This window comes from Nakamurella sp. GG22, from assembly GCF_052976845.2.
The window spans coordinates 47,609-68,989 of the sequence record NZ_JBRIIO020000010.1; the positions used below are offsets into that span (position 1 = coordinate 47,609).

The 21,381-nt window shown below is 67.5% G+C and carries 21 protein-coding genes; 11 read left to right on the forward strand and 10 right to left on the reverse strand.

From position 1 onward, the window contains the following. Positions 1-332: 332 nt before the first annotated feature. From ACVBEQ_RS11980 to ACVBEQ_RS12005, 6 genes are all read left to right on the forward strand, one after another. Complete coding sequence (locus tag ACVBEQ_RS11980) at positions 333-746, forward strand: DUF6325 family protein (RefSeq protein ID WP_447153315.1); 414 nt, start codon at positions 333-335, stop codon at positions 744-746. 47 nt (positions 747-793) lie between these two features. Next, entirely contained in the window at positions 794-1,078 is a 285-nt protein-coding gene (locus ACVBEQ_RS11985) for an SHOCT domain-containing protein (protein WP_447153316.1), read from the forward strand. A 21-nt stretch (positions 1,079-1,099) separates the two neighbouring features. Next, entirely contained in the window at positions 1,100-1,891 is a 792-nt protein-coding gene (locus ACVBEQ_RS11990) for a class I SAM-dependent DNA methyltransferase (protein ID WP_447153317.1), read from the forward strand. Further along, positions 1,891-2,283 (forward strand): SHOCT domain-containing protein, encoded by a 393-nt coding sequence (locus ACVBEQ_RS11995; protein ID WP_447153318.1) that lies wholly within the window; start codon positions 1,891-1,893, stop codon positions 2,281-2,283. The genes ACVBEQ_RS11990 and ACVBEQ_RS11995 overlap by 1 nt, the downstream gene beginning before the upstream one ends. Positions 2,284-2,347: 64 nt before the next feature. After that, positions 2,348-4,279: an alpha/beta-hydrolase family protein gene (locus tag ACVBEQ_RS12000; RefSeq protein ID WP_447153319.1), complete on the forward strand. Its 1,932-nt coding sequence runs from the start codon at positions 2,348-2,350 to the stop codon at positions 4,277-4,279. A 171-nt stretch (positions 4,280-4,450) separates the two neighbouring features. Further along, positions 4,451-5,578 carry a DUF1972 domain-containing protein gene (locus ACVBEQ_RS12005; RefSeq protein ID WP_447153320.1) on the forward strand — a complete coding sequence of 376 codons (1,128 nt, stop codon included), beginning with the start codon at positions 4,451-4,453 and terminating at the stop codon, positions 5,576-5,578. Between the two features lie 27 nt (positions 5,579-5,605). Here the strand turns inward: ACVBEQ_RS12005 and ACVBEQ_RS12010 are convergent, their stop codons facing one another. Genes ACVBEQ_RS12010 through ACVBEQ_RS12035 form a run of 6 tightly spaced genes read right to left on the reverse strand, consistent with a single transcriptional unit; the run spans position 5,606 to position 9,832 of the window. Next, complete coding sequence (locus tag ACVBEQ_RS12010; RefSeq protein WP_447153399.1) at positions 5,606-5,809, reverse strand: type II toxin-antitoxin system RelE family toxin; 204 nt, start codon at positions 5,807-5,809, stop codon at positions 5,606-5,608. A gap of 59 nt (positions 5,810-5,868) precedes the next feature. Then, positions 5,869-6,138: a type II toxin-antitoxin system Phd/YefM family antitoxin gene (locus ACVBEQ_RS12015; RefSeq protein ID WP_447153321.1), complete on the reverse strand. Its 270-nt coding sequence runs from the start codon at positions 6,136-6,138 to the stop codon at positions 5,869-5,871. Between the two features lie 41 nt (positions 6,139-6,179). Then, on the reverse strand, positions 6,180-6,620 hold the full coding sequence (locus ACVBEQ_RS12020; protein ID WP_447153322.1) for a GNAT family N-acetyltransferase: 441 nt from the start codon (positions 6,618-6,620) through the stop codon (positions 6,180-6,182). Positions 6,621-6,666: 46 nt separating this feature from the next. Continuing rightward, positions 6,667-7,929 (reverse strand): serine hydrolase domain-containing protein, encoded by a 1,263-nt coding sequence (locus tag ACVBEQ_RS12025; protein ID WP_447153323.1) that lies wholly within the window; start codon positions 7,927-7,929, stop codon positions 6,667-6,669. Positions 7,930-7,971: 42 nt separating this feature from the next. Continuing rightward, positions 7,972-9,645, reverse strand: coding sequence for a D-alanyl-D-alanine carboxypeptidase/D-alanyl-D-alanine endopeptidase (dacB, locus tag ACVBEQ_RS12030; protein ID WP_447153324.1), 1,674 nt, complete (start codon positions 9,643-9,645; stop codon positions 7,972-7,974). Continuing rightward, entirely contained in the window at positions 9,638-9,832 is a 195-nt protein-coding gene (locus ACVBEQ_RS12035) for a hypothetical protein (RefSeq protein ID WP_447153325.1), read from the reverse strand. The genes dacB and ACVBEQ_RS12035 overlap by 8 nt, the downstream gene beginning before the upstream one ends. A gap of 116 nt (positions 9,833-9,948) precedes the next feature. On the opposite strand from ACVBEQ_RS12035, the gene ACVBEQ_RS12040 reads away from it, so the two are divergent. Further along, positions 9,949-12,789, forward strand: a complete 2,841-nt coding sequence (locus ACVBEQ_RS12040; protein WP_447153326.1) for a helix-turn-helix transcriptional regulator — start codon at positions 9,949-9,951, stop codon at positions 12,787-12,789. Positions 12,790-13,015: 226 nt separating this feature from the next. After that, positions 13,016-14,290, forward strand: coding sequence for an RCC1 domain-containing protein (locus ACVBEQ_RS12045; protein WP_447153327.1), 1,275 nt, complete (start codon positions 13,016-13,018; stop codon positions 14,288-14,290). Positions 14,291-14,378: 88 nt separating this feature from the next. Here ACVBEQ_RS12045 and ACVBEQ_RS12050 read toward each other — a convergent pair whose 3' ends face one another. The 3 genes from ACVBEQ_RS12050 to ACVBEQ_RS12060 all read right to left on the reverse strand — a co-directional run bounded on the left by ACVBEQ_RS12050 (position 14,379) and on the right by ACVBEQ_RS12060 (position 17,094). Beyond that, positions 14,379-14,879, reverse strand: coding sequence for a GNAT family N-acetyltransferase (locus tag ACVBEQ_RS12050; protein WP_447153328.1), 501 nt, complete (start codon positions 14,877-14,879; stop codon positions 14,379-14,381). A gap of 222 nt (positions 14,880-15,101) precedes the next feature. Further along, a complete protein-coding gene (locus ACVBEQ_RS12055; protein ID WP_447153400.1) occupies positions 15,102-16,025 on the reverse strand; it encodes a methylenetetrahydrofolate reductase in 924 nt (307 codons plus the stop codon). 496 nt (positions 16,026-16,521) lie between these two features. Further along, positions 16,522-17,094, reverse strand: a complete 573-nt coding sequence (locus ACVBEQ_RS12060) for a TetR/AcrR family transcriptional regulator (RefSeq protein ID WP_447153329.1) — start codon at positions 17,092-17,094, stop codon at positions 16,522-16,524. A gap of 84 nt (positions 17,095-17,178) precedes the next feature. On the opposite strand from ACVBEQ_RS12060, the gene ACVBEQ_RS12065 reads away from it, so the two are divergent. Further along, a complete protein-coding gene (locus tag ACVBEQ_RS12065; protein ID WP_447153330.1) occupies positions 17,179-17,898 on the forward strand; it encodes an SDR family oxidoreductase in 720 nt (239 codons plus the stop codon). A gap of 106 nt (positions 17,899-18,004) precedes the next feature. Here the strand turns inward: ACVBEQ_RS12065 and ACVBEQ_RS12070 are convergent, their stop codons facing one another. Then, positions 18,005-19,195, reverse strand: coding sequence for a Fic family protein (locus ACVBEQ_RS12070; RefSeq protein WP_447153331.1), 1,191 nt, complete (start codon positions 19,193-19,195; stop codon positions 18,005-18,007). A gap of 611 nt (positions 19,196-19,806) precedes the next feature. On the opposite strand from ACVBEQ_RS12070, the gene ACVBEQ_RS12075 reads away from it, so the two are divergent. Together ACVBEQ_RS12075 and ACVBEQ_RS12080 are read left to right on the forward strand one after the other, a co-directional pair. Continuing rightward, positions 19,807-20,220, forward strand: coding sequence for a hypothetical protein (locus ACVBEQ_RS12075; protein WP_447153332.1), 414 nt, complete (start codon positions 19,807-19,809; stop codon positions 20,218-20,220). A gap of 598 nt (positions 20,221-20,818) precedes the next feature. Further along, positions 20,819-21,370: a hypothetical protein gene (locus tag ACVBEQ_RS12080; protein WP_447153333.1), complete on the forward strand. Its 552-nt coding sequence runs from the start codon at positions 20,819-20,821 to the stop codon at positions 21,368-21,370. The last annotated feature ends 11 nt before the right edge of the window (positions 21,371-21,381 follow it).

The window sequence follows — 21,381 nt, forward strand, 5'->3', positions numbered from 1 at the left end:
AGTCCGTTCCTGCCGTTGTCATCCTCCTCGGGTGACGCGTTCGGTCCCGGCCAGATCTACCGTCGGGGAGCACTTCGCATGCCCCGCGGGACCAGCCGTTCCGCGGGTACCTATCCGCCTGCTCACGAGGGGTCGACCACCGCGTGGATGACATGAAGCCGACCGGGGTGCCGGCCGACGCGTTTCCACCGTGCGATCCGCCGCGACGCGCAGGAGTTCGTCACGGGTTGCACCGGCTCGATCACCCGAATTGAGTCGCGCCGGCATCGGTCGACGGGCGAGCGCGGGTCATTCCAAGTAAAACAACAGGAAACCCTTATGAGGAGGCACCAATGTCAGTAGGTCCCGTCGATGTGATGGTCATCGGTTTCCCCGGCAACAACTTCACGGGTCGCGTGGCGCCGGCGTTGATGGATCTGATCAACAGCGGCACCATTCGGGTCATCGACCTTCTCTTCATCATGAAAGACGAGGCGGGCGTCGTCACGACGATCGAGGCGGCAGACCTGGACCAGGTCGGTGCCGGCTTCATCGGTATCGATGTGGCGCAACCCGGCGCTCTCGGCCGCGAGGACGCCGACGAACTCGACGAGGACCTCCCGCCGAACAGTTCGACACTGTTGATCGCCTTCGAGAATCTTTGGGCTGCAAAGATGGTCGATGCACTTCAGGCCGCCGACGCCGTCGTCATCGATCAGATCCGGATCCCGGCCGATGTCGTGCAAGCTGTTCTGACCGCGCAGTAGATTCACCCGCAGTAAATTCAACTGACCACAACAAGGGAAGGATTCGCATGGGACTTCTACGCATGGCAGCCCGAACGGCTGTTGTCGCCGGCACAGCAACCGCGGTGTCGGGTCGGGTGGCTCGCCGTCAGGCCCGCAAGTACGACCAGCCGGCCCAGGAGGAGCAGCCGCAGGAACAGCAGTATCAGGCTCCCCCTCCACAGCAGGAACCGGAAGCCGCGCCGCAGGACGACACCGTCACCCAGATCCAGGAAATGGCGAAGCTGCACACCGCCGGGGTCATCTCAGACGCTGAGTTCACCGCCGCCAAGGCGAAGATCCTCGGCATTTGACCGGGTCGCGCCGGCATCAGCGTGACTGACGTCGACACGTACTCGCGACTGGCAGGGGTCTACGACGAGATCGTCGTGGACCCCTGTTACGACCGGTGGGCGTCCTTCCTCCATGAACTCTTTCTGGCGGAGGGGGCGGGTGACGTGGCAGCTGTTCTCGATGTGTGTTGCGGCACCGGACTGATGGCCCAGCAGCTCGTTGCCCGCGGCTATCGCGTCGTCGGGGTGGACGGTTCGGCGATGATGCTGACCCGGGCACGGCGCCTGCTCGGGCCCGACGCCGTTCTGCTGCAACAGACACTTCCCGAGCTCGAGGTCGAAGGTATTTTCGACGCGGCCATCTCCACCTTCGACGGATTGAACTACCTCACCCCGGCCGAACTGGCTGCGACGCTGGGCGCTGTGTCCCGGACACTGCGGGTCGGCGGTTGGCTCGTCTTCGACCTGCACACCGACGCCATGATGGACTTCACCGCCGCCAATTCCGTCGTCGAGGGCAATTCCGAAGGCCACGATTTCTCCATCGTCAGCGCGGTCGACGTTGCCCGACGTACCTGTGACACGCGGATCCACGTCACCCGGACTGCCGATACCGACGAATTCACCGAGCACCACCGCCAGTATTTCTTCACCGATCAGCATGTTCGTACTGCGCTGATGGACGCGGGATTCGAAATCCTGTCGGTCACGGAGGAATACAGTCACCAACCCGCGGACGACGCGACCCTGCGCGCGACATGGATCGCCCGCCGGGTAGATCGCGGAAACGCTGCCACCCCACACCGAGTTGAACCAAACGAAAGGGCCCGTTGATGTTCGACGACAATGGATCGTTCCTTCTCGCACTGTTCGAGATCTTCCTGTTCTTCGCCTGGTTCATGTGCCTGTTCTGGATCTTCGGCGACATCTTCCGCAGCAAGGACCTGGGCGGCGGCGGCAAGACCTTCTGGGCGCTGTTCGTGATCCTCATTCCCTGGCTCGGAATTCTGGTCTACCTGATTGCCCGCGGTAAGGGCATGCAGGAGCGGCAACTGGAGCAGGCGAAAGAGATTCAGCGTGCCCAGAGTGAGTACATCAAGTCGGTGGCCGGCAGCTCCGCACCCAGCACCACGGATCAGATCGTCTCTGCAAAAGGCCTGCTCGACAGCGGCGCGATCACACAAGCCGAATTCGATCAGATCAAGGCGAAGGCCCTTGCAGCCTGACGTGACGTCCGCGAAGCAGGGCTGACTCGTGGACGGGACGGAGATCGTCGGGCGGGGACCTCAGGTGGGCTTGGTCGTCGCCTCCGCCTCGGTGCCCGGAACGTTCTCGCGGTCGCTGTCGGAACGCACGTGGCTCGACCAGGGCATCATCACCGGACTGGCCACGGGCACCCAGTATCTGGCATCGGTGTTCGCCCAGGACCTCATCGACATCGCCGGCACCGCTCTCGCGGGGGTGTTGCCGTTCCCCGATTCGTGGACGCCGGCGCAACGCCGGCGGGCGGCGGTCCTGCTGCTGGACATGGCCGTGGTGCCCGTCGGCCTGGGATTGGCCGCGGTCTTCCATTTCCGCGACGACGACACGCAGCTGCGGGCCCTGATCCGACAGGCCGGGATGCGCTTCGGCGTGACCGGTACCGGAGCCACCCTGCTGACCGGTGCGCTGGCCGCGACCAGGAGATTGGACGCAGCGGTCGGGGGGAACGGGCGGATCGCTCGTCTCCCGGTCGGGGTGCCCGTCGGCTTGGCGACGTCCGCCGTCGTGGAGCGTCTGCGGCAGCGTGAGGATCCGCCCGAGCAGACCACCGATCCGGCGGCCGCCAGTCCGGTCGCCGGCCTCGCCGCCGGGATGGGGATCGTGTTGGGTCTTGCCGGCGTGGCCGCGGCCGAGGGATGGGTGGCCCGTCAACTGGGGTCGCTCGGCAGTCGGGCACTGGGTGGATCGGAGAATTTCTGGCGCCGCGCAAGCCATGTGGCGCTGATGTCCGTGGTGGGCGCCGGCACGCAGGCCGTGTGGGGCAGGGCCATGCGTGACATCGAGGCCGGTACCAGCAAGTTCGACGAGGGCATGGACGAGTCGGCCGCCGGGGTGTGGACGAACCCGTTGATCAGCGGCGACCCGGCGAGCCTCGTCCGGTGGGAGACGATGGGCCGGGAGGGTCGCCGGCACGCCATCACCTACGTCCGCCCCGCACCCCTCACCGAGGCGCCCGCCGAGGTCGCCGGACATGAACGGCCTGAACTGTCCATCTCGACCGTCATGCAGGAAGAGGCCAAGGCCAGTCCGATCGAGGTCTTCGTCGGACTGGACAGCGCTCCGACCGCCAGTGAACGGGTCGAGCTGGCGCTCGCCGAAATGGACCGCACCGACGCGTGGTCCCGTTCGGTCCTGATGCTGATCTCCCCCACCGGCACCGGCTACATCAATTACGTGGCCGTGGCGTGTGTGCAGTACCTGACCCGAGGTGACGTCGCGAGCGTGACGTTGCAGTACTCGAAACGGCCCTCGCCGCTGTCGCTCGGCAAGGTGAGGGGCGCGCGGGAACAGAACCGCCTGCTCTGGCTGCGCATCTTCGAGCGCGTCCGGGCAATGCCGCCGGAGAAGCGGCCGAAGGTCGTGCTGTTCGGCGAGTCCCTGGGCGCGCTGACCAGCCAGGAAGTGCTCACCGGCTGGGGGACCCTCGGACTGCAGGCGCTCGGCATCGACCGCGCCCTGTGGATCGGAACGCCGGAGACGAGCCCCTGGATGCATGAGGTGACCGGCGATCCGCGTCCGGACGTGGACAAGAGCCTGGTCGCGCTGGTCAACGACTACGAGCAGTTCTGCGAACTGGGCGAGAAGGAAAAGGAACACGTCCGCTACGTGCTGCTGAGTCACGACAACGATGGCGTCACGAAGTTCGGACCGGACCTGATCAACCGCCGGCCCCCGTGGCTGGGAGCGAAACGCCCGCGGACCGAGGAGATACCGGGACGGTCGCCGCGTGGCATCCCGGCCTCGATGCGCTGGCGGCTGCTCACCACCTTCTACCAGAGCCTGATCGACATGAAGAACGCGCAGATCCAGGGCGCGTACCGGGCGTGGGCGCACGACTACCGGCCCGACCTCCCGGACTTCATCCGCGACGTCTACGACCTGGACTGCTCCACCGACCAGCTCGACCGCATCAAGGTGGCCTGCGAGAAACGCGAGCAATTCCGGCAGGTCATCTTCTAGGTGGGTCGGGGCTCCGTCGCCACCGACGGGCCGGCAGCCACGTCATGTTCGTGCCCCTGGGCGCTTACAACAAAGTATGAAGCGTCCACTCGAGCGCACTCACCACCCCTGTCCCAGCCACGGCCAAGCTCTTTCCACGATGCGTCGGCAACCGAACGGCGGAACGCAGGCATGAGAGTTGCCCTGGTGGGCACCCGGGGTGTACCGGCGCGCTACGGCGGGTTCGAGACGTGTGTCGAGGAGGTCGGTGCCAGGCTCGTAGCCAGGGGACACGCCGTCACCGTGTACTGCCGGACCAGGACCGGGGAACCCACCCCGGCTGCGTACCGCGGGATGACAGTGGTGCACCTTCCGGCACTCCGCCGTCGCAGCCTGGAGACCTTGAGCCACTCCGGTCTGTCGGTGGCCCATCTGGCCCGGCATCGGACGGATGCCGCCGTGGTGTTCAACTCCGCCAACGCACCGTGGCTGCCGGTGCTGCGGTCGGCCGGCATCCCGGTGGCCACCCACGTCGACGGGTTGGAGTGGCGTCGGGCGAAATGGGGACCTGCCGGCCGTCGCTACTACCGACTGGCCGAGCGGCTGACGGTGCGATGGTCCGACGCGCTGATCGCTGACGCGGGCGGCATCCAGGACTACTACCGGGAATGCCACGGCGTCGACACGGACCTCATCGCCTACGGGGCATCGGCCACCCGGGGCGCAACGGCTGCGCGGATCGCCGAGCTCGGTCTGGAACCGGCCGGGTATCACCTGGTCGTGGCGCGGTTCGAGCCCGAGAACCAGGTCGATGTCATCGTTTCCGCCTTCAGCCGGAGTAAGGCCACGCTCCCACTGGTGGTCGTCGGCTCCGCTCCCTATGCCGACGAATACACCCGCAGGGTGCACGGTCTGGCCGACGATCGGGTGCGGTTCCTCGGGGCGGTCTGGGACCAGGAGCTGCTCGATGAGCTGTACGCCAACGCCTTCAGCTATCTGCACGGGCATTCTGTCGGCGGCACGAACCCATCGCTGCTGCGTGCGATCGGCGCCGGGACCGCAACCACCGCCTTCGACGTCGTGTTCAACCGCGAGGTGCTCGCCGACGCCGGCCTGTACTTCACCACCTCGACAGACCTGGCCGATGCCATCGAGTCCACAGAGTTCGATGTCACCGCTACCCACCAGCGTGCCGTCCTGGCGGCGCGGCGTGCAGAGCTCTACGACTGGGACGACGTCACCTCGCGCTACGAAGCCTTGCTCGAGCGACTCATCAGCACACGGCGCGCTGCTGATCGCCAGGTGAACGCGACGGACTGAGCGCCGTCACCGATTCGCCCGCGGCTCTCAGGCGGGCCGGTAAGCATCCCTTCGGTGCTCGATCCGAAGGACGATCACCTCTCGCGGTTCCTCGCGGATGCGGGACAGCACCCGATAGGTTCCTCTGCGAGCTGACCAGATGCCGGCGAGCTCTCCGCGTAAGGGCTTGCTGACACGTCGCGGTTGTGCCACCAAAGTGTTGGTCAGGAAGTCGATGACCGCGGTCGCCACGGCTTCCGGGAGTCGATCGGTCAGTGCGCGGCGAGCGGGCGGGGTAAGGACCAGTTCTGTCAACGGGCGAGGCGGCGGACTGCATCGATGCCGCGAACCACATCGTCCCGGGCGTACGCGGCATCGGCCTCACGGATGTCTGCCAGAGCCTCGGGATCGCTGAGGACCGCGATGGTCTCCTCGAGACCGGCGAGATCCGCCGGGCTGATCACCACTGCGGCATCGCGGCCGTTGCGGGTGATGATGACGCGCTCGTGTTGGTGCTCCACCCGGTCGACGACTTCGGACAAGTGATCGCGCACGGCACGCAGCGGTTCTGTAGTGGTCATGGACACAATTGTGGCGCATGGTGAGTTGGATGTCCATGCGGTCAGTCTCGGTCGAGCAGGCGCACGTAGCGTGCGTGATGTTGGGAGGTTTCCTCATAGCCATGGCGTGGGTAGAAGTCGTGAGCCTCATTCCGCGATCGGGAGGACGTGAGTTCGAGGCGGTCGCATCCCCAACCGAGCGCATACCCCTCGGCGGCCTGCAACAGCGAGGTACCCACCCCGCGTCGGCGATGGGCTGCCGCGACGGCGAGTCCCGCGAGGTGTGCCTGGCGACCCGGCTCGGCGAACCGCGGACCGGCCGACACCGCAGCCATCCCGGCGATCTCGTTATCGATGTCGGCGACCAGCACCTCGCTGCGGTCGGTCGACCCCCACTCGGCGACGACGGCGCGAACATCCGCCGCGGACAGCGGATGCCCCCACTCCGCGAACAGCGGAACCAGGCCGGCCACGTCATCGGGGCGAACGGGGCGGATCAGCATGCTGCTCAGTCTCGCGCCCGCGACCTGCCGATCGCATCCGCCCCGATCAAGCGTCGCCCAGCGCCAGGCAGACCGCGGCGGCTTCCGCCTGCTGCAGGGCGTGCAGTACCTGGAGTTCCTCCGGTGACCCATCGAGGTTGCGGGCCAGCGTCATCGCCATCGTCGCTGACCTTGTGCCGTCCGGGCTGGCGACGGCGAACTGGGTGTACCCGGGGGTGTTGCCGGTGTGCCCGTACACCACGCCGCACGGGGTCTCATAGCGGAACAGCGCGAGGCTCGCCGAGTTGATGCCCGGCCCCGGCGGCCCGGATTCCCCGCCCGGGATGAACAGATCCTTTTGCTGGGCCTGTGTTTCCGGCCCGAACAGCTTGCCGCCGACGTAGCCGCGGATGAAGTCGGTCATGTCCTCGGGGGTGGAGACGATCCCGCCGGACGCCCACGACCACCCTGCGGCGACCAGACCGGTGACGTCCTCAGGTGGCTTCGGCGGGTCCAGGTCGTAGCCGTGCAGGACCGGCTCGGGCATCTCGATCCCCACCGGCAGGGAGGTGTTCTCGAGGCCGAGCGGGTCGAGGACCTGCTCCTTCAACGCCTCGACGTACGGCTTCTTCGTGGCTGCTTGGATCATCAGCCCGACGGCGATGTTGTCGGAGTTGTCGTAGACGTACTGGCTGCCCGGCGGGAACACCATCGGCTCGTCGTACACGAACGTCAGCAGCTGATCGGGCGGCAACGGGTCCTCCAGCGAGGCTCCGACTGCCTCACCGAACGCCGGGCTCTTGGTGAAGTCCGGGAGACCGCTGGTGTGGCTGAGCAATTGCCGCAGGGTGACCTTCGCCCACGCCTTGGGCATGTCGGGGAGCCACTTGCCGATCGTGTCGTCCAGCGAGAGAACCCCCTTGTCGACCAGCGACAGGGCGGTCGCCCCGCTGAACGCCTTCGCCGCCGAGGCAATCCGCATGTGGTCGCCGATGGCCGGTGCCGCACTGGATTTCAGGTCAGCGACGCCTGCCGTGTGGACGGTCCGGTCGTCACCGACCTGCACCACCGCGATGACCCCCGGCGGCCCGCCGGGCATGGCGACCAGCTCGGCCAGGGCCCGGTCCAGATTTATTGCTGCCGAACCGTTCTCGGGCGCTGCGAGCTGCCCGGTCGCGGTCGACGGGGCAGGCGAGGAAGCCGCCGGCGAGGCCGTCTCTGTCGAGGCGGTCGGTGTCGAGGCGGTCTCGGCGGAACTGGTGCACCCCACGAGCACCAGCCCGGCCGCGACAACCACGACCGACAGACTCCGGCGTTTGCTTGTCTTCATTGCTCTCCGAGGCTCTGTTGGTATGTCGGAAGGGTGGTTGGGTCAGTAGGACTGCTGGATGGACGCGACAACCTTGCCGACGTCGTCATTGGCCTCGAAGATCCCGTTGATGTCGGGATAGAGGCTGTTCGTCGAGATGACGGCGAAGGCGAAGTGTCGCCCACCCTCGGTGTCGATGTAACCGCCCAGCGCCTTCACCGGAAGCCGGTACCGGTCGTTGAATCCGTCCCCCGCGACCAGGGTGCCGGTCTTGCCGGAAACCTTGCCCTTGGCCGGTCCCTCCGCCTGCACCATCGCCAGCGAGCCGTCGACCCCGAGGATCGGCAGCGTGTCCCGCCACGCCTGAGCGTCCGGGCGCTTCGACATGATCGTCTGGAGCTGAACCTGACTGTTGGCGGTGACCAGGTTGCCGGTCAGTCCGGACCCGTCGACGAGGGCGACGGCATTGGTGTCCAGCCCGGCCGCCTTCCAGATGTCTTTGCCCTTCAGTAGTCCCTCTTCGCAGTCGTCGCTGCCGGCAGCGACCGCCAACCGGCAGAACATCGTCTCGCCGCCCACGTTGAAGCTGATCTTGTTGATGTAGGTGATCTCCTCCGCCAGCGGCAGGGAGACCAGTTCGGCCACGGACGTCAGTGAGTCGACATCGGCCTTCGCCGGCAGGTCTGCGGCAGGGTTGGTGCCGACCGGACCCGCGGTGACGTCGACCCCGGCCCGTCCGAGCGCCTCGATGAACGCCGTCCGGGCGTACGTCGCCGGGTCCTTGAACGCCCAGACGTTGACCACCGGTGCGCTGTCCACGGCGATGGTGCCGCTGAGCACCACCGTTCTCTCGTCCGTTGACTTGGGTGTGATGGCTGTCTTCCCGCCGGCCTGGACGGTCTTGACCTTGCTGACGACCTGCCACGGCGCGACCACCGGACTCATCACCGAAGTGGCCAGCTCGCCGGGAGCCCCGGGTGTCGTGGTGAAGTCGATGACGTTCTGGTTGATCAGAATCGGCGAGACGGCGCCGCCGGCGAGGGTGTGCGGCTGCCACAGCCGGTCGTCGATGATCACATCCCCGGACACGCTGTTGATGCCCGCGGCCTTGACCTGAGCGGCCAGGTCGTTCAACCCGGTCAGCGGATCCTCGGTGGTGAGGGTGGCACCGGGGATGCCGTTGGCGTCGTTGTGGTCGAGGTTGGTGAAGTCGACGGTGCCGTCGGCCTTGGTCCGGCCGCCCATCGTGATGTCGCCCTTACCGACCAGGATCAGGTCGCCGTTCAGAGTGCCGCCCGCGACGTTCCCCGTGCGTTTGACCGGTGTGGTGACTGTCGACTCGGGACCGAACTCCAGCCATGCCGCCCCGGTGCTGTACGTCTTCGTCACCGACGCCGGCTCGAACAGGGTGTCCGCGTTCAGCGCGACGATCTGCTCGCCGGTGTCCACGTCGCGGACCGCGATCGCCCATTGGCCGAGGGCGTACTGCGGCTGGTTCATCACATCCAGTGCCGACTGATCCAGCCCGGGAACCTCTTTCAGCGTGCCCGTGCTCGGCGCGGGTTCCGTCGGGGTCCCGCTGCCGGACGGCGTGCTGCCGCCCGAGGGCCCGGCTGGTGTCGCCGCGGCGGCCGACACGGTCGCCGCGGTCGAGGTGTCGGAGCTCGGGCTGCCCGTGCAGGCCGCCAGGCACAGCACCGCTGCACCAGCCGCAAGGGCGCGAGAAGTTCTACCCATCAACATCTTCCGTTTCCCCCTGTGCGTCCCGCGGCCCGATACCTTCGATGACGTCGTCGATGGCGCTGAAGAGGCCCAGCCGTCCGGAGAACGTCCGCGCAGCGCCGTCCCCCGGGGTGACGGTGCCGGTGATCGCGTCGCCGTCGCGGTGGACGTCGATGCAGACATGGATCTGCTCAGCACTCATCCCCTGATGCTGTAGGTCAGCGGGCGGGGATGCATTGGGGGCCACCCCAAGGCCGACCCGAACATTTCGGGCGGATCTTCGTGCCTTCGGGTCAGTCCGTAGGTGATCATGGCGAGATGACCGATACCGGGGGGGACGCGCCGGCCGGTGCCCTGCTGGAACGAGCCGACGACCTGTCGGTGATCACTGCGGCGTTCCGGGATGCCGGCGACGGGGACGGTCGGGTGGTCGTAGTGGCCGGTCGGGCCGGGATGGGCAAGTCGAGCCTGCTGGCGGCGGGTCAGCGAGCCGCCCGTGCCGCCGGGTTCACGGTGCTCACTGCCAGGTCCAGCGACCTGGAGCGGGAGTTCGCGTTCGGTGTGGCCCGGCAGCTGTTCGAGCGCGCCGTGCAACGATCGCCGCACTGGTGGGCGGGAGCCGCCGAGCAGGCGAGGGCGGTGTTCGACGACGTCCCCGCGGCCGCCGGCGAAATCTTCGAGGACGTGTCGCAGTCGGTGCTGCACGGCCTGTACTGGTTGGTGGCCAACGCGAGTTCCGATGGCCCGCTGCTGTTGTCGGTCGACGACCTGCAGTTGTGCGACCGCTCGTCGCTGCGCTTTCTGTCCTACCTGAGCCGGCGGCTCGACGGGTTGCCGGTGGTGGTGCTCGCGGGGCTGCGCACCGCGGGCCAACCGCTGGCGGATGCCACGCTCGCCGACCTCGTCGAGGATCCGGCCGTCGAGGTGGTGGAACCGCGGCCGCTGACGGTCGACGCGGTGGCCGAGGTGCTGCGTCGTCGGATGGGCGCTGTCCCGGCGGACGTGTTCGCCGCGGATTGTCGGCGGGCGACCGGTGGTAACCCGCTATTACTGGATGAACTTGCCCGCGCGCTGCGGGCCGACGGTGTCCGGCCGGACACCGCCCCGGTCGGGGTCATCGCGACCCTGGGTCCGCGGGCCGTCTCGCGGACGGTGCTGGGACGGTTGGCGCACGCCGGTCCCGACGCCATCGCCGTTGCGCAGGCGCTCGCGGTGATCGGCGACTGGGAGTCGGTCGCGTTGGTGGAGGCTGTCACCGGCCTGGACGCTGATCGGATCGAGTCGGCGACCCGGACCCTCCTGCAGGCCGAGATCCTGCAGTCCGGTTCGCCGTTGCGGTTCGTCCACCCCCTCGTGCGGGACGTCATCTCCCGGGAACTGACGCCCGTTGAATCCGAACGCCGACACCTGCGGGCGGCCGAGGTGCTCCGCGCGATGGGCCGACCGGTCGAGCAGATCGCCGCCCATGCGCTGGCCCTGGTACCGGCCGGCCGGGACTGGGTGGTGACCTGTCTGCGGGACGCGGCGCTGATCGCGGTGCGCCGCGGGGCGGCCGACGACGCACTCACGTACCTCCGCCGTGCGGTGATCGAACCGCCCGCCGCCAACGTCCGACCGCGGTTGTTGCAGGAACTGGGGATGACGGAATCCCTTGCCAATGAACCGATCCCGGCGGTCGAGCACCTGCGGGCGGCGTACGAGGCGGCGCCGGACCCGGCGGAACGCGCGCAGATCGTCGGCGTGCTGTCCAGGATGCTGATCTTCACCAACCCGCCCGATGACGCCGTCGCGTTGCTGCGCCAGGCCCGGGCCACCCTGCCGCCGGAGTTGGGTGACCTGGACGACGCGCTCGCCGCGGTCGAGCTGTATGCCGTCAATTTCGGGGCTGAGGACACTGACGCCGGGCGGCGGTTGGCTTCGGTCTCGGCGCCCGGTCCTGGGTCGGGGCCGGGCGCGCGGATGCTGGCCGCCAGCGCGGCTTGGGATCGTGCGCTGACCGGCGGTTCTCGCGGTGACTGCGTTGCTCTGGCTGTGGCGGCGCTGGAGGACGGGGTTCTGATCCGCGCCGATCCGTGGTTCATGTCGATCGTCGCCGCCGGGGTCCTGGTCCTGGCCGACGAACCCAGCGCCATGGACGTGTGGAATCAGATGCTCGCCGACGGCCACCGCAACGGGTCACAGCTGACGGTCAGCGGAGTGCGACTGTGGCAGGGCTGGAACTTCCTCGAGTGGGGCGCACTGGACGACGCCGAGCACGCGCTGGGCCTGTACGCCGCCGACACCCTCCGCCGGGGTGGGCAGAACGAGAGCGGAATGGCGTACTGGGCCGGGTTCAACGCTCGGTTGCTGGTCGACCGGGGTGACCTGGTCGGTGCCAGGGAGGTGCTGGTTCGCGCGGACCGCGCCGCACCCGGTTCGGACGGTGACCTGCTGCTCCGCCGCGCCGAAACCGAGGTGCTGCTGGGCGAGGCACGGTGGGAACAGGCGCTCGCTGCGGCTAACCGGCTCGCAGCTGTTCGGCGGCGGGTGATGAATTCGGCGTGGGCGCCGTCTTCCTCATTGCGGGCTCGCGCTTTGGTCGGGCTCGGGCGGTATGACGAGGCCGCTTCGGCGGCGTCCGACGGGGTTGCGGCGGCGCGTGTCTGGGGTGCCGGCAGCACCGTCGGCGCGGCGTTGCGAGTGCTTGCTCTGGCCCTTGACGCTGCCGGGTCTGCTTCGTCCATCGGGGTGTTTGAGGAAGCGGTGACGCTGCTCGAGGCGTCCCCGGCGCGTCTGGAGCTGGCGCGCGCCGAGTTCGGCCTGGGCGGTGCGCTGCGCCGGCGCGGACAGGTCGTTGCCGCCCGCCCGCATCTGGCGAGGGCCGCCGAACTGGCATCACTCTGCGGCGCAACCGGTCTCGCGGCGCTGGCTTCGACCGAGCTTCGCGTGGCCGGCGGTCGCCCCCGGCAACGCGCCGTCTCCGGGATCGACGCGCTGACGCCGAGCGAACGCCGTGCCGCCGAACTGGCCGCGCTGGGCCGCACCAACCGGGCGATCGCCCAGGAGCTGTACGTGACGCCGAAGACGGTCGAGGTGCACCTGTCCAGCGCCTACCGGAAGCTGGGGGTCACGTCACGGGGTGAGCTGGCCGCGATGTGGCCGCAGGAGCCTGTGTCGTAGCGGACTGATCGACGGGCTTGCGGCTGCCGGACGTGTTCGTGGGCAGGCCGTTTCGTGGAACGGGCGGGATCACGTCACGTACCCGCCCCTGCGGCCAGCACGTCGCGGGTATCAGACCGGTCGCTGTGCAGCTCATTGGTCCGAATCCTTTCGCCTTCGGGGACCTGCGGGTGAGCACGCTCTGCCGCCGGTCGTCGCAGTCACCCCGCTCACCATTGAGGTCACCGTGTACATCGACGAACGCACACCTCCCAGTCCCGATCCGGCCACCGGCCAGTCATCGGACACAGGGCAGCGCTCACGCCCACCGCAGTGGGTGTGGTGGACCATTGCCGTCCTGGTGGCAGCGATCGTTGCCACCGTGGTCGCGGTGCTCGCGACGCCGACGCCGCAGGAAGCGGCGGCGCCATGTGCTGCTCCGCTGCCCGCCGGGAACCCAGCTGGCAGCGAGACTCGCGCACCCACAGCCGGCACGCTGTGGGCGTGGGGAATCGAGTACGCCGATCCCGCGAACATGACGGTTGCGCCTGCCCCGCAACAGGTTCCCGGACTTACGGCGGTGACCGCAGCAGCCGGGTTCGACGGCGGAGGGTATGCGCTCGAGGCCGACGGAACCGTCTGGGCATGGGGCGACGGAAGGCGCGGCCAGTTGGGCAACGGTGCGTTTGCCAAAAGCTCGGTGCCCGTTCAGGTTTCGGGGCTGACCGGGGTGACCGCCATCTCCGCTGCCCTTGCCACCGGTTACGCGCTGCTGCCCGACGGCACGGTGTGGGCGTGGGGGGCGGGAGAGTCCGGCGAACTCGGAACGGATCGCGACTTCAGTGCGGTTCCGGTTCGGGTTCCGGGACTGACCGACGTCACGGCGATTGCCGGTAGCCAGCATCGCAACGGATACGCACTGCGGAGCGATGGGACGGTCTGGGCCTGGGGGTCCGACGTTGACGGTCGGTTGGGCCACGGCGGTCAACCGGGCGGTGCCGCACCCGTTCAGGTCATGGGGCTGAACGACGTCACAGCCATTGCCGCGGCACCCTTCAACGCTTACGCACTCCGTAAGGATGGGACGGTGTGGTCGTGGGGAGCCGGCGAATACGGTGCCTTCGGGCATTCGGCCGAGGAGCCCAGCCTGCCGGTCCAGGTGCCCGGCCTGACCGGGGTCACCGGCATCGCAGCCGGTGGCATCAATGCCTATGCCGTTCGCGGTGACGGAACAGTCTGCGCATGGGGTATCGGTGACGGAAACCCCGGGAACACGGAGTTCTCCCGGACGTCGGAGCCGGTCCCGGTGCCCGAGCTGATCGGGATCACCGCGATCGCCGCGAGCCGCAGGACCGGTTACGCACTCGGTGACGCCGGACAGGTCTGGGCCTGGGGAGAAGGCCGGTTGGGCCAGTTCGGTGCCGGTCCGGACGCCGAGCGTTCGAGGGTCCCCGTCCTGATGCCGTTGGACGGCGTCACCGCGATTGCCGGCGGGGTCGACAACGCTTACGCCGTCAGGTGACTGACCGCTGTCGTTGAGCGGACGAATGTCCCGGACTGAACGGAACGGGCGCGGCCGCGAGAGAAGGTCCAGGACCCGTCGCGTGTGTTCACCGTTGCACCGATGGAGCCGGCTGCAGCTCCCGTCGCCATTGCCAGATCTCGCCGAGTTCCTCGTCCGGGAGGGTTGCCACCCTGGCAAAGCCGCAGTGTTCGAGTACCCGGTTCGAGGCGTTCGGCTCGGCAAGGGTGTGGGCGATGACAGCGTTCACACCGGCAGCCGCGGCCTGGTCCATCCACGCGGTGACGGCCCGCCGTGCGTGACCGCGACCCTGATGGACCGGAGCCAAGCTGTACCCGACCTCGACCGTGCCGGTGTCGCCGGGTGGGCCCGTGAAGCCGCCGAGCCCGACGACGACGGACGCCGCCGGGTCGATGATGAGCTGGCTGCCCCACTCCGGCGACTGCCCGTCTCGCAGGCCCTGCACGATGCTGGGATGAGCCTCCGGGAACGCCAGGTATCCGGTGGCGAGCTCCAGACTTGTCGTGCGGGTGAATGCGTCCGGGTCGTCCAGCAGCAGGACGGCTTCGGCAACCGTCAGTTGGCGCACCGTCGTGGAAACCGGTGGCGATGTTGACGGTTCGGCACGAGCATCCTGGATCATGGCCCACCCACAGGTCGTCACCAACTTGGTGAGTGATGTTGCCATGTAGAGCGGCTCGGGTGAATAGCCCCGGCCGGGACGTGTTCGCAGGTGCCGGCTTTGACGCGACGAAACCTCTGTCAGCCCGCTCCAGCAGATCCGCCCCACCCGGCGTCGTGCCGCCGTGTGTCACCGCGTATCGGCGCCACTTCTCAACTTGTCTCGTACCTCGGCTGCCAGCATCACCGACGCCTCGATCTCCACTTTCCGAATGGACACACTTTCAATGTTGATGCCGAATGGCATGCCAAGCTTGCGGCAATAGCTCATCAGTTCAATGGCTGCGGCCAGAGCGAATTGATATGACGCCTCGAGGGTGTCGGCGGCGTGTTTCAGATCGTTCTCGATCCACCGCGGGACGTCCACGCCGAGCCACTGCAGGAACCCCAGTGTGCGCATCGACCCGCAGACCGAGAATGTGAAGATGATCGGCACCGGGCGTCTGCCACGGGCGGAACATTCGTAGAAGTAGTCGGAGACGAGGTTTTTGGCCGCGTTGACGTCGTAGACGACCTGCGTCACGAAGAACCGGCAGCCCGCTTCCTGCTTCGCCAGGAGTCGCAGATGTTCGTCACGCCTGCCGCTGTGGCGTTCCGGTATGGCAACGCCACCAACAGCCAGCTGGGGATTGACCTCGCGGCTCCACGCCTGCGCGTCCGAAAGAGCGGTCCTGGCCATGGTTCTGCTGGACGCGGCCCCGACGAGCACAGTCAGCACCTGCGACGGCTCTTGATCGGAGAGCCAGGACCGAAGGTCGGCACTGGGGTACTTGCCGACGGCCCGGTAGACGATCACCGGCGTCCGCCAGTCGGCGAGGTAGGCAGCGAGGAAGTCCGCGGGATCGAGGGTAGGGGTAAAGGGGAACGGACGCTGCGCCGGGTTTCGATCGGCCTCGTCGTCGATGTCATAGAGAATCAGACCGTCGAGGTCGAGCCCTTGCAGCCGCGCGATCGTGGCGTCCGCGATTTCTTGGACGCGGTCAGCAGCGGTGGCCAATCTCGGTGGTGTGAGCGCAAACAGCAGGATCTCGCACAAGCTCTCTTCGCAGCGCATCAGGTCCACGATCGCAACCTATCCGGCGACCGACTGCTGCGAGTTGCGGGCCACGCACCACGGTGCCAGCTGGCGGTCGATCGCGGAAACGGAGGCCGGGGTGCAGCACGGTTGCGGGCACCCTAAGCCGGTCCTGTGAGGCCACGACTGCCGCTGGGTCGCGGCGCTCTCGAGCGGCGGCAGTGAGCGCGACGTTCCTGCAGCGTTCAGGACCGGACAGCTTGGCGCTGCCCAACAACCGGCGGTGGCGCCACCCTCATCGCTGGTCGGGTCGCTGGCGAGGGACGCGACGCCGGCGGGGGACTTCCGTCAAGTCGGGGGGCTTGAACGCCGCCGCCCCGCCCGCGCAGCACAGCGACCTGCGTATCGAGAAACCAGTTGTGAATGCTCATTTCGCCGGGAACGCCCACAACTGGATTCTCGATCGGCCCGGGACAAGCCGCGTCGTGCATTCCGCGCTACGACCCGCCGATCACGACGATGCATCCCGGTTCCGTCATCCCGCTCTCGGCTTAGGCGGCGGTTCCGGTATGGCCGCCATGGCAGCGCCGGCGATGGCAAGGAGGTCTTCGGTCGAGCCTCCGTCTCTGGCGCACCCCGACATGCCGCGCATGACCGCGACCAAGTATGACGCCAGCTCGTCGGGCGCAACGGTGGCCGGAAGGTCGCCTTCTGTGACACCTCGTGCGATCCGGTCCGTGAGCCGGCGGTGCAGGTCTTTTCGTTGTGCGGTGAGCCGTGGCTCGGTCAGCATGAGGCAACCCAGCGGTGTCTCGGCATCGGTGTGCGCACGCGCGGTGTCGTCCAGCATGGCGGCAATGGCGTCGCGGACGGCCGGGCGGGCAGCCGCACGGTCGACGGCCTGGCAGGTCCGACGGAAGTACAAGGCGGACGCTTCCTCGAACAGGCTGTCCTTATCGCCGAACGCCGCATACAGGCTTGGCGGAGTCACGCCCATCGCCCTCGTGAGCATCGAAATCGAGGTCTCTGCGTAGCCGGTGCGCCAGAACTGCTCGACGGCTGCAGCCAATGCGGTGTCGCGGTCGAAGCTCCGCGGTCTGCCGGCCATACCTCCAGCATACCGTAGCGATCGCTACGGAATCTGGTACGGTCAGACGGCAATCCATAGTGGTCACTACAGAAAGAGGCCCACATGTTGTTGAAGAACGCCGTTGTGCTGGTGACCGGAGCCAACCGAGGGATCGGTGCAGCGTTCGTCGAGCAGCTCAAGGAGCGTGGAGCATCGAAGATCTACGCCGCCTCGCGCAACCCGAGTTCCGTCGACGTGGACGGCGTCGAGCCGATCCAGCTCGACGTCACTGACCCCGCGCGGATCCAGGCGGTCGCCGCTTCCGCCGGCGACGTCCAGGTCCTGATCAACAACGCGGGAATCTCGACCGGTACGTCCCTCATCTCCGGCGATGTGGCGGAGGTCAGCCGAGAGATGGACACGAACTTCTACGGCCCGCTACTCATGACTCAAGCGTTCGCGCCCATCCTGAAGGCCAACGGGGGAGGTGCCATCCTGAACATCGTCTCGGCACTGTCGTGGTTCACCGTCCCGGGGGCCGGCGCTTACGCCGCCTCCAAGGCGGCGGCCTGGAGCCTCACCGACAGTGCGCGGCTCGAGCTCGCGGACCAATGCACGCACGTCGTCGGCGTACACATGGGCCTTGTCGACACGGACATGTCCGGGGGTATGGACGCGCCGAAGATCTCCCCGTCGGCCCTGGCGGCCGCTGGCCTGGACGCCATTGAGTCGGGTCTCGATGAGGTCCTGGCTGACGACTGGGCGACGTTTGTGAAGTCCGGACTCACTCTCAGTCCGTCGGAACGATACGAGCAGCTGTTTTCGGCCGTGGCTGGGACCTGACCGGTTCGCGAGCGGCGACTCGGAGACCCGCATCGCGTTGTCCGGGCCGAGAACGTGCAGCACGTTGGTCAGGTGCGGACCGCCGCTACCCCGAAGCTCTGCTTCCTCAAGGCCCTCGACGACCGGCCCGCGCGGCGAAGTCGTCCAGCGCGTCAAGCACGTCGCGCGACTGCCACATTCGGTTGCGGGCGAAGCCGGTGAACTCCTCGAGGATACCCGCGTGCACCAGCGGCGTGATCGCGCGCAGCGCATTCTGCGGCGTGACGCCGAGTTCACGCGCCGCGGTCGGTGAGTCGATGACCGGCTGCCGGAGCAGCACGTCGACCAACTGCCAGGCCGTCGCGCCTCGCCTCGCCGTGAGCGTGCTGGCCCAGTTCCGCCGGATCGATCTAAGATCACCCACCAATTGGCGGCCGTTGGTCGCCGCCGCGAAGGCAGCCTCGGCCAGCTTCTCGACAATCGCGCTGGCTTCACCGTTGCGGTAGGCCGTCAAGGCCTCGAAGTACCCGCTGGCATCGGTCAAGAGACCGGCCGACACGGGCACTGTGACATTTCGGGTGAGTCCATGACCGCGGAGCATTGCGTGAACGAGGGCGCGGCCGGTGCGGCCGTTCCCGTCGGGGAAGGGATGGATGGTCTCGAACTGGGCATGAGCGATCGCGGCCTGGCTGAGTAAGGGCAGGTCCGTCCGCTGGGTAAACCTGACGAGATCAGCCATCAGGGCGGGTACATGGTCGGGGTGAGGCGGGATGAACGTGGCGCCGTGCGGTCCGAACGAGTCGCCGCCAATCCAAACCTGCTCTGCTCGCCATCGGCCGGCGATGTCGGGCTGGACATGCGCAAGAAGGGCCTCGTGCATGGCCATGACGGCGCCCTCATCGAGTCGGTCGGCGAGGGCGAGCGCGGCGACCATGGCGGCGACATTGCCGACAATCTCGGTCGCGTTGCGCTTCTCCCTGCTGCCGAGCTCGGCGAGGGCGATCGATTTTGCGCCCGACGTCAGGTTCTCGATCCTGGAGGACGACGCCGACTCCGAACGCAGCAATACCGAGGCGAAGGGAGCCACTTCCGCGCTCAACTCGGCGTCGAACCGGGCGATCTCCACCGACGCGTCTTCGGCGAATGTTGCGATGGCAGCCGGCAGCTCGAGCGGCCGATCAGCGATCTCCGGCACCAGGGCGGCCCAATAGGGCCCTGAGTGCCGCTGACGGACCCGGGCGGACACCAGATCCGGCGAGATCTTCGGTCGCCAGGTCCGCTCTTCAGTACCTACAGCCGGCCACGACCCTGAAACCATGTCCTAACTGTACGCTCAGTAACGATTTAAATGAAACTATGTAGGGTTGTCACATCCGTCATAATCCGCAGATCCGGTGCGCCCCCGCCGGAAACACCTACGCCGCCACCTCCACAAGACTGGGACAAGACACCTTCCTCAGTGAGAGTTAGCCATCTGCGGCGAGCAACACGATCCTCGCCCGGGTAGCCAGGTCCGCCCGGATCGACGTCAGCCGACCAACCCGTCAACAACTCCCGGTCACCTGCCCAATTAGAAATAGGGAATGACGACGCCCGATTGCACTTGGCTGTGGTTTGGCTGTACTCGTCTAATGGGAATGCATCTACGCCGCGTTTCGAACTGATATTGCAAGTCGGTATCTGTGGAGACGAAGAGAATCGAACTCTCAACCCCCGCCTTGCAAATTCGGACCACCACGTTCGGCGGAGTGCGTGTACGCCCCTGACGTGCGCAAACAGTCCAGCGAAGCCCGGCCAAGACCGAGGATGTGCGGGCTCTAGGCAACACTATTGGCAACACTGCTCGAGCGGCCGGCTGACGCCTGCACCCCGCTCCCAGGACTCCATTCGGACCTTTGCTGGCACCGCACTGTCCCGTAGTGATCGCCGATGACCAGCTCCGGCGCCCAGCCCGCGGTGGATCTCGCCGTCACCGCGGCAGAAGCCGTCCGCGGACTCAATCACCACACCCTGGGCCGGCACGCCTTGAGCGAGCCGGCCGAGCTCGACCGACTCGTGGCCGAGCTCGCCACCATGGCCCAGGGGCTCCCGCAACTGATCACGCACCTGAGCAGCTGGCTCAACGCCGAATACGACGCCGGCCGTATCGGGTCCGACGACCACCTCGACGAAGCCATCGTCGTGGATCGGGCCCTGGCCCAACTGACCGCTGGCCGTCACGCCGCACACGAACTCGGCCAGTTCCTGGACGACGCCCGCCAACAACTGGCTCACCTGCAAACCAGATCAACCTCGCAGCGGTTGAAGCAGGTTTCTCATGATGGCCACGCCGATGACCGCTGAAGAGAACGACACCGGCGACCTCGTCGTCCGAGGCCGCAAGCCGTTCGCGATGATTCCAACGGAGCTGGCGCGCAATCCTGAGCTTGGGTCTGCGGCCGTCAGGTTGTGGACCGTTTTGGCGACCTACGCATACGGCAGCGATGTGGTCACCCGCCCCTCCCGCGCCGCGCTGGCAAGGAACTGTGGTTACAGCTCCGTCCGAGCCGTGGACCTCAATCTGCGCCAGCTTGAACGAGCGGGTTGGCTGACGATTGAAGCGACCCGACGTGCGGACGGCGGGCGCGGAAACAACAGATACATCCTCGAATGGGATGCACGGATCCCGCCGACCGCAACCGGGTCGGGTCAACGTGGCACCACGCCGCAACCGGACCCAGCCGCCGGCTCGCGATCCTCCGCAGGTCAGACCCCGGTGCAGAATTCTGCTCCGGGGCCGGTGGCACCGGTCACCCCCGCGAAAGAATCTGCAGGGGGGCCAGAGAATGAATTCGTCAGGGCCCCGGCGAAGGAATCTTCGCGGCAAAGAGAAATAACTACTACCAAGAACCCATCACCACCAAGGGCGGCGGACCGTTGCGCCGTTGCGACGGACTTGGGGGTGGTGGATGTCGATCCGGCTCTGCCGGTGAGCGGCCACGAGGGCAAACCGTCCGACCGCGCCGCCACAGATCTGGCAGCGGCGGTCAAAGCCTCGATCCCCATCGAGCTTGCCCGCCAGATCAGGACGAGTGTGCTGCGGGATCGATGCATGGCTCTCACCGCGTTGGGCTGGACGCCCGAGCGGATGGCCACCGTGGCGCGAGCTCGATCGTGGACAGGCGCAGGGCCAGGGGCCGTCGTCCGGTGGGTGGGCGAGCTTGCGAGCGACTGGTCGCCGGCCATTGGATCCCCCGACCGCCAAGTTGCTATCGAGCGTCAACTGGCCGCCCGCAAGGAACACGCGGCCGCGATGGAAGCGGCCCGCGCAGCTTCTGGCATGCGGCAGGAAGCGCGGCGGGTCGCACGAGAACTCGCGGCACGCGGCCGCGCACGCCGCGCTGAGCCGATCGCATCGAACGCGGGCGGCAAGACGGATCACGGGAATCGGTCGGCGCTGGACGTGGCCAGCGAAGCCGCGAGCACTGCAGCAGCAGGGACGGAGGCGACATGACACCGGTGACG

Bases quoted from the DNA above. Each gene is read 5' to 3' on its own strand.
- ACVBEQ_RS11980 (WP_447153315.1), top strand. From the start codon at position 333: ATGTCAGTAGGTCCCGTCGATGTGATGGTCATCGGTTTCCCCGGCAAC.
- ACVBEQ_RS11985 (WP_447153316.1), top strand. From the start codon at position 794: ATGGGACTTCTACGCATGGCAGCCCGAACGGCTGTTGTCGCCGGCACA.
- ACVBEQ_RS11995 (WP_447153318.1), top strand. From the start codon at position 1,891: ATGTTCGACGACAATGGATCGTTCCTTCTCGCACTGTTCGAGATCTTC.
- ACVBEQ_RS12005 (WP_447153320.1), top strand. From the start codon at position 4,451: ATGAGAGTTGCCCTGGTGGGCACCCGGGGTGTACCGGCGCGCTACGGC.
- ACVBEQ_RS12015 (WP_447153321.1), bottom strand. From the start codon at position 6,138: ATGACCACTACAGAACCGCTGCGTGCCGTGCGCGATCACTTGTCCGAA.
- ACVBEQ_RS12020 (WP_447153322.1), bottom strand. From the start codon at position 6,620: ATGCTGATCCGCCCCGTTCGCCCCGATGACGTGGCCGGCCTGGTTCCG.
- ACVBEQ_RS12025 (WP_447153323.1), bottom strand. From the start codon at position 7,929: ATGAAGACAAGCAAACGCCGGAGTCTGTCGGTCGTGGTTGTCGCGGCC.
- dacB (WP_447153324.1), bottom strand. From the start codon at position 9,645: ATGGGTAGAACTTCTCGCGCCCTTGCGGCTGGTGCAGCGGTGCTGTGC.
- ACVBEQ_RS12035 (WP_447153325.1), bottom strand. From the start codon at position 9,832: ATGAGTGCTGAGCAGATCCATGTCTGCATCGACGTCCACCGCGACGGC.
- ACVBEQ_RS12040 (WP_447153326.1), top strand. From the start codon at position 9,949: ATGACCGATACCGGGGGGGACGCGCCGGCCGGTGCCCTGCTGGAACGA.
- ACVBEQ_RS12055 (WP_447153400.1), bottom strand. From the start codon at position 16,025: ATGCGCTGCGAAGAGAGCTTGTGCGAGATCCTGCTGTTTGCGCTCACA.
- ACVBEQ_RS12060 (WP_447153329.1), bottom strand. From the start codon at position 17,094: ATGGCCGGCAGACCGCGGAGCTTCGACCGCGACACCGCATTGGCTGCA.
- ACVBEQ_RS12065 (WP_447153330.1), top strand. From the start codon at position 17,179: ATGTTGTTGAAGAACGCCGTTGTGCTGGTGACCGGAGCCAACCGAGGG.
- ACVBEQ_RS12070 (WP_447153331.1), bottom strand. From the start codon at position 19,195: ATGGTTTCAGGGTCGTGGCCGGCTGTAGGTACTGAAGAGCGGACCTGG.
- ACVBEQ_RS12075 (WP_447153332.1), top strand. From the start codon at position 19,807: ATGACCAGCTCCGGCGCCCAGCCCGCGGTGGATCTCGCCGTCACCGCG.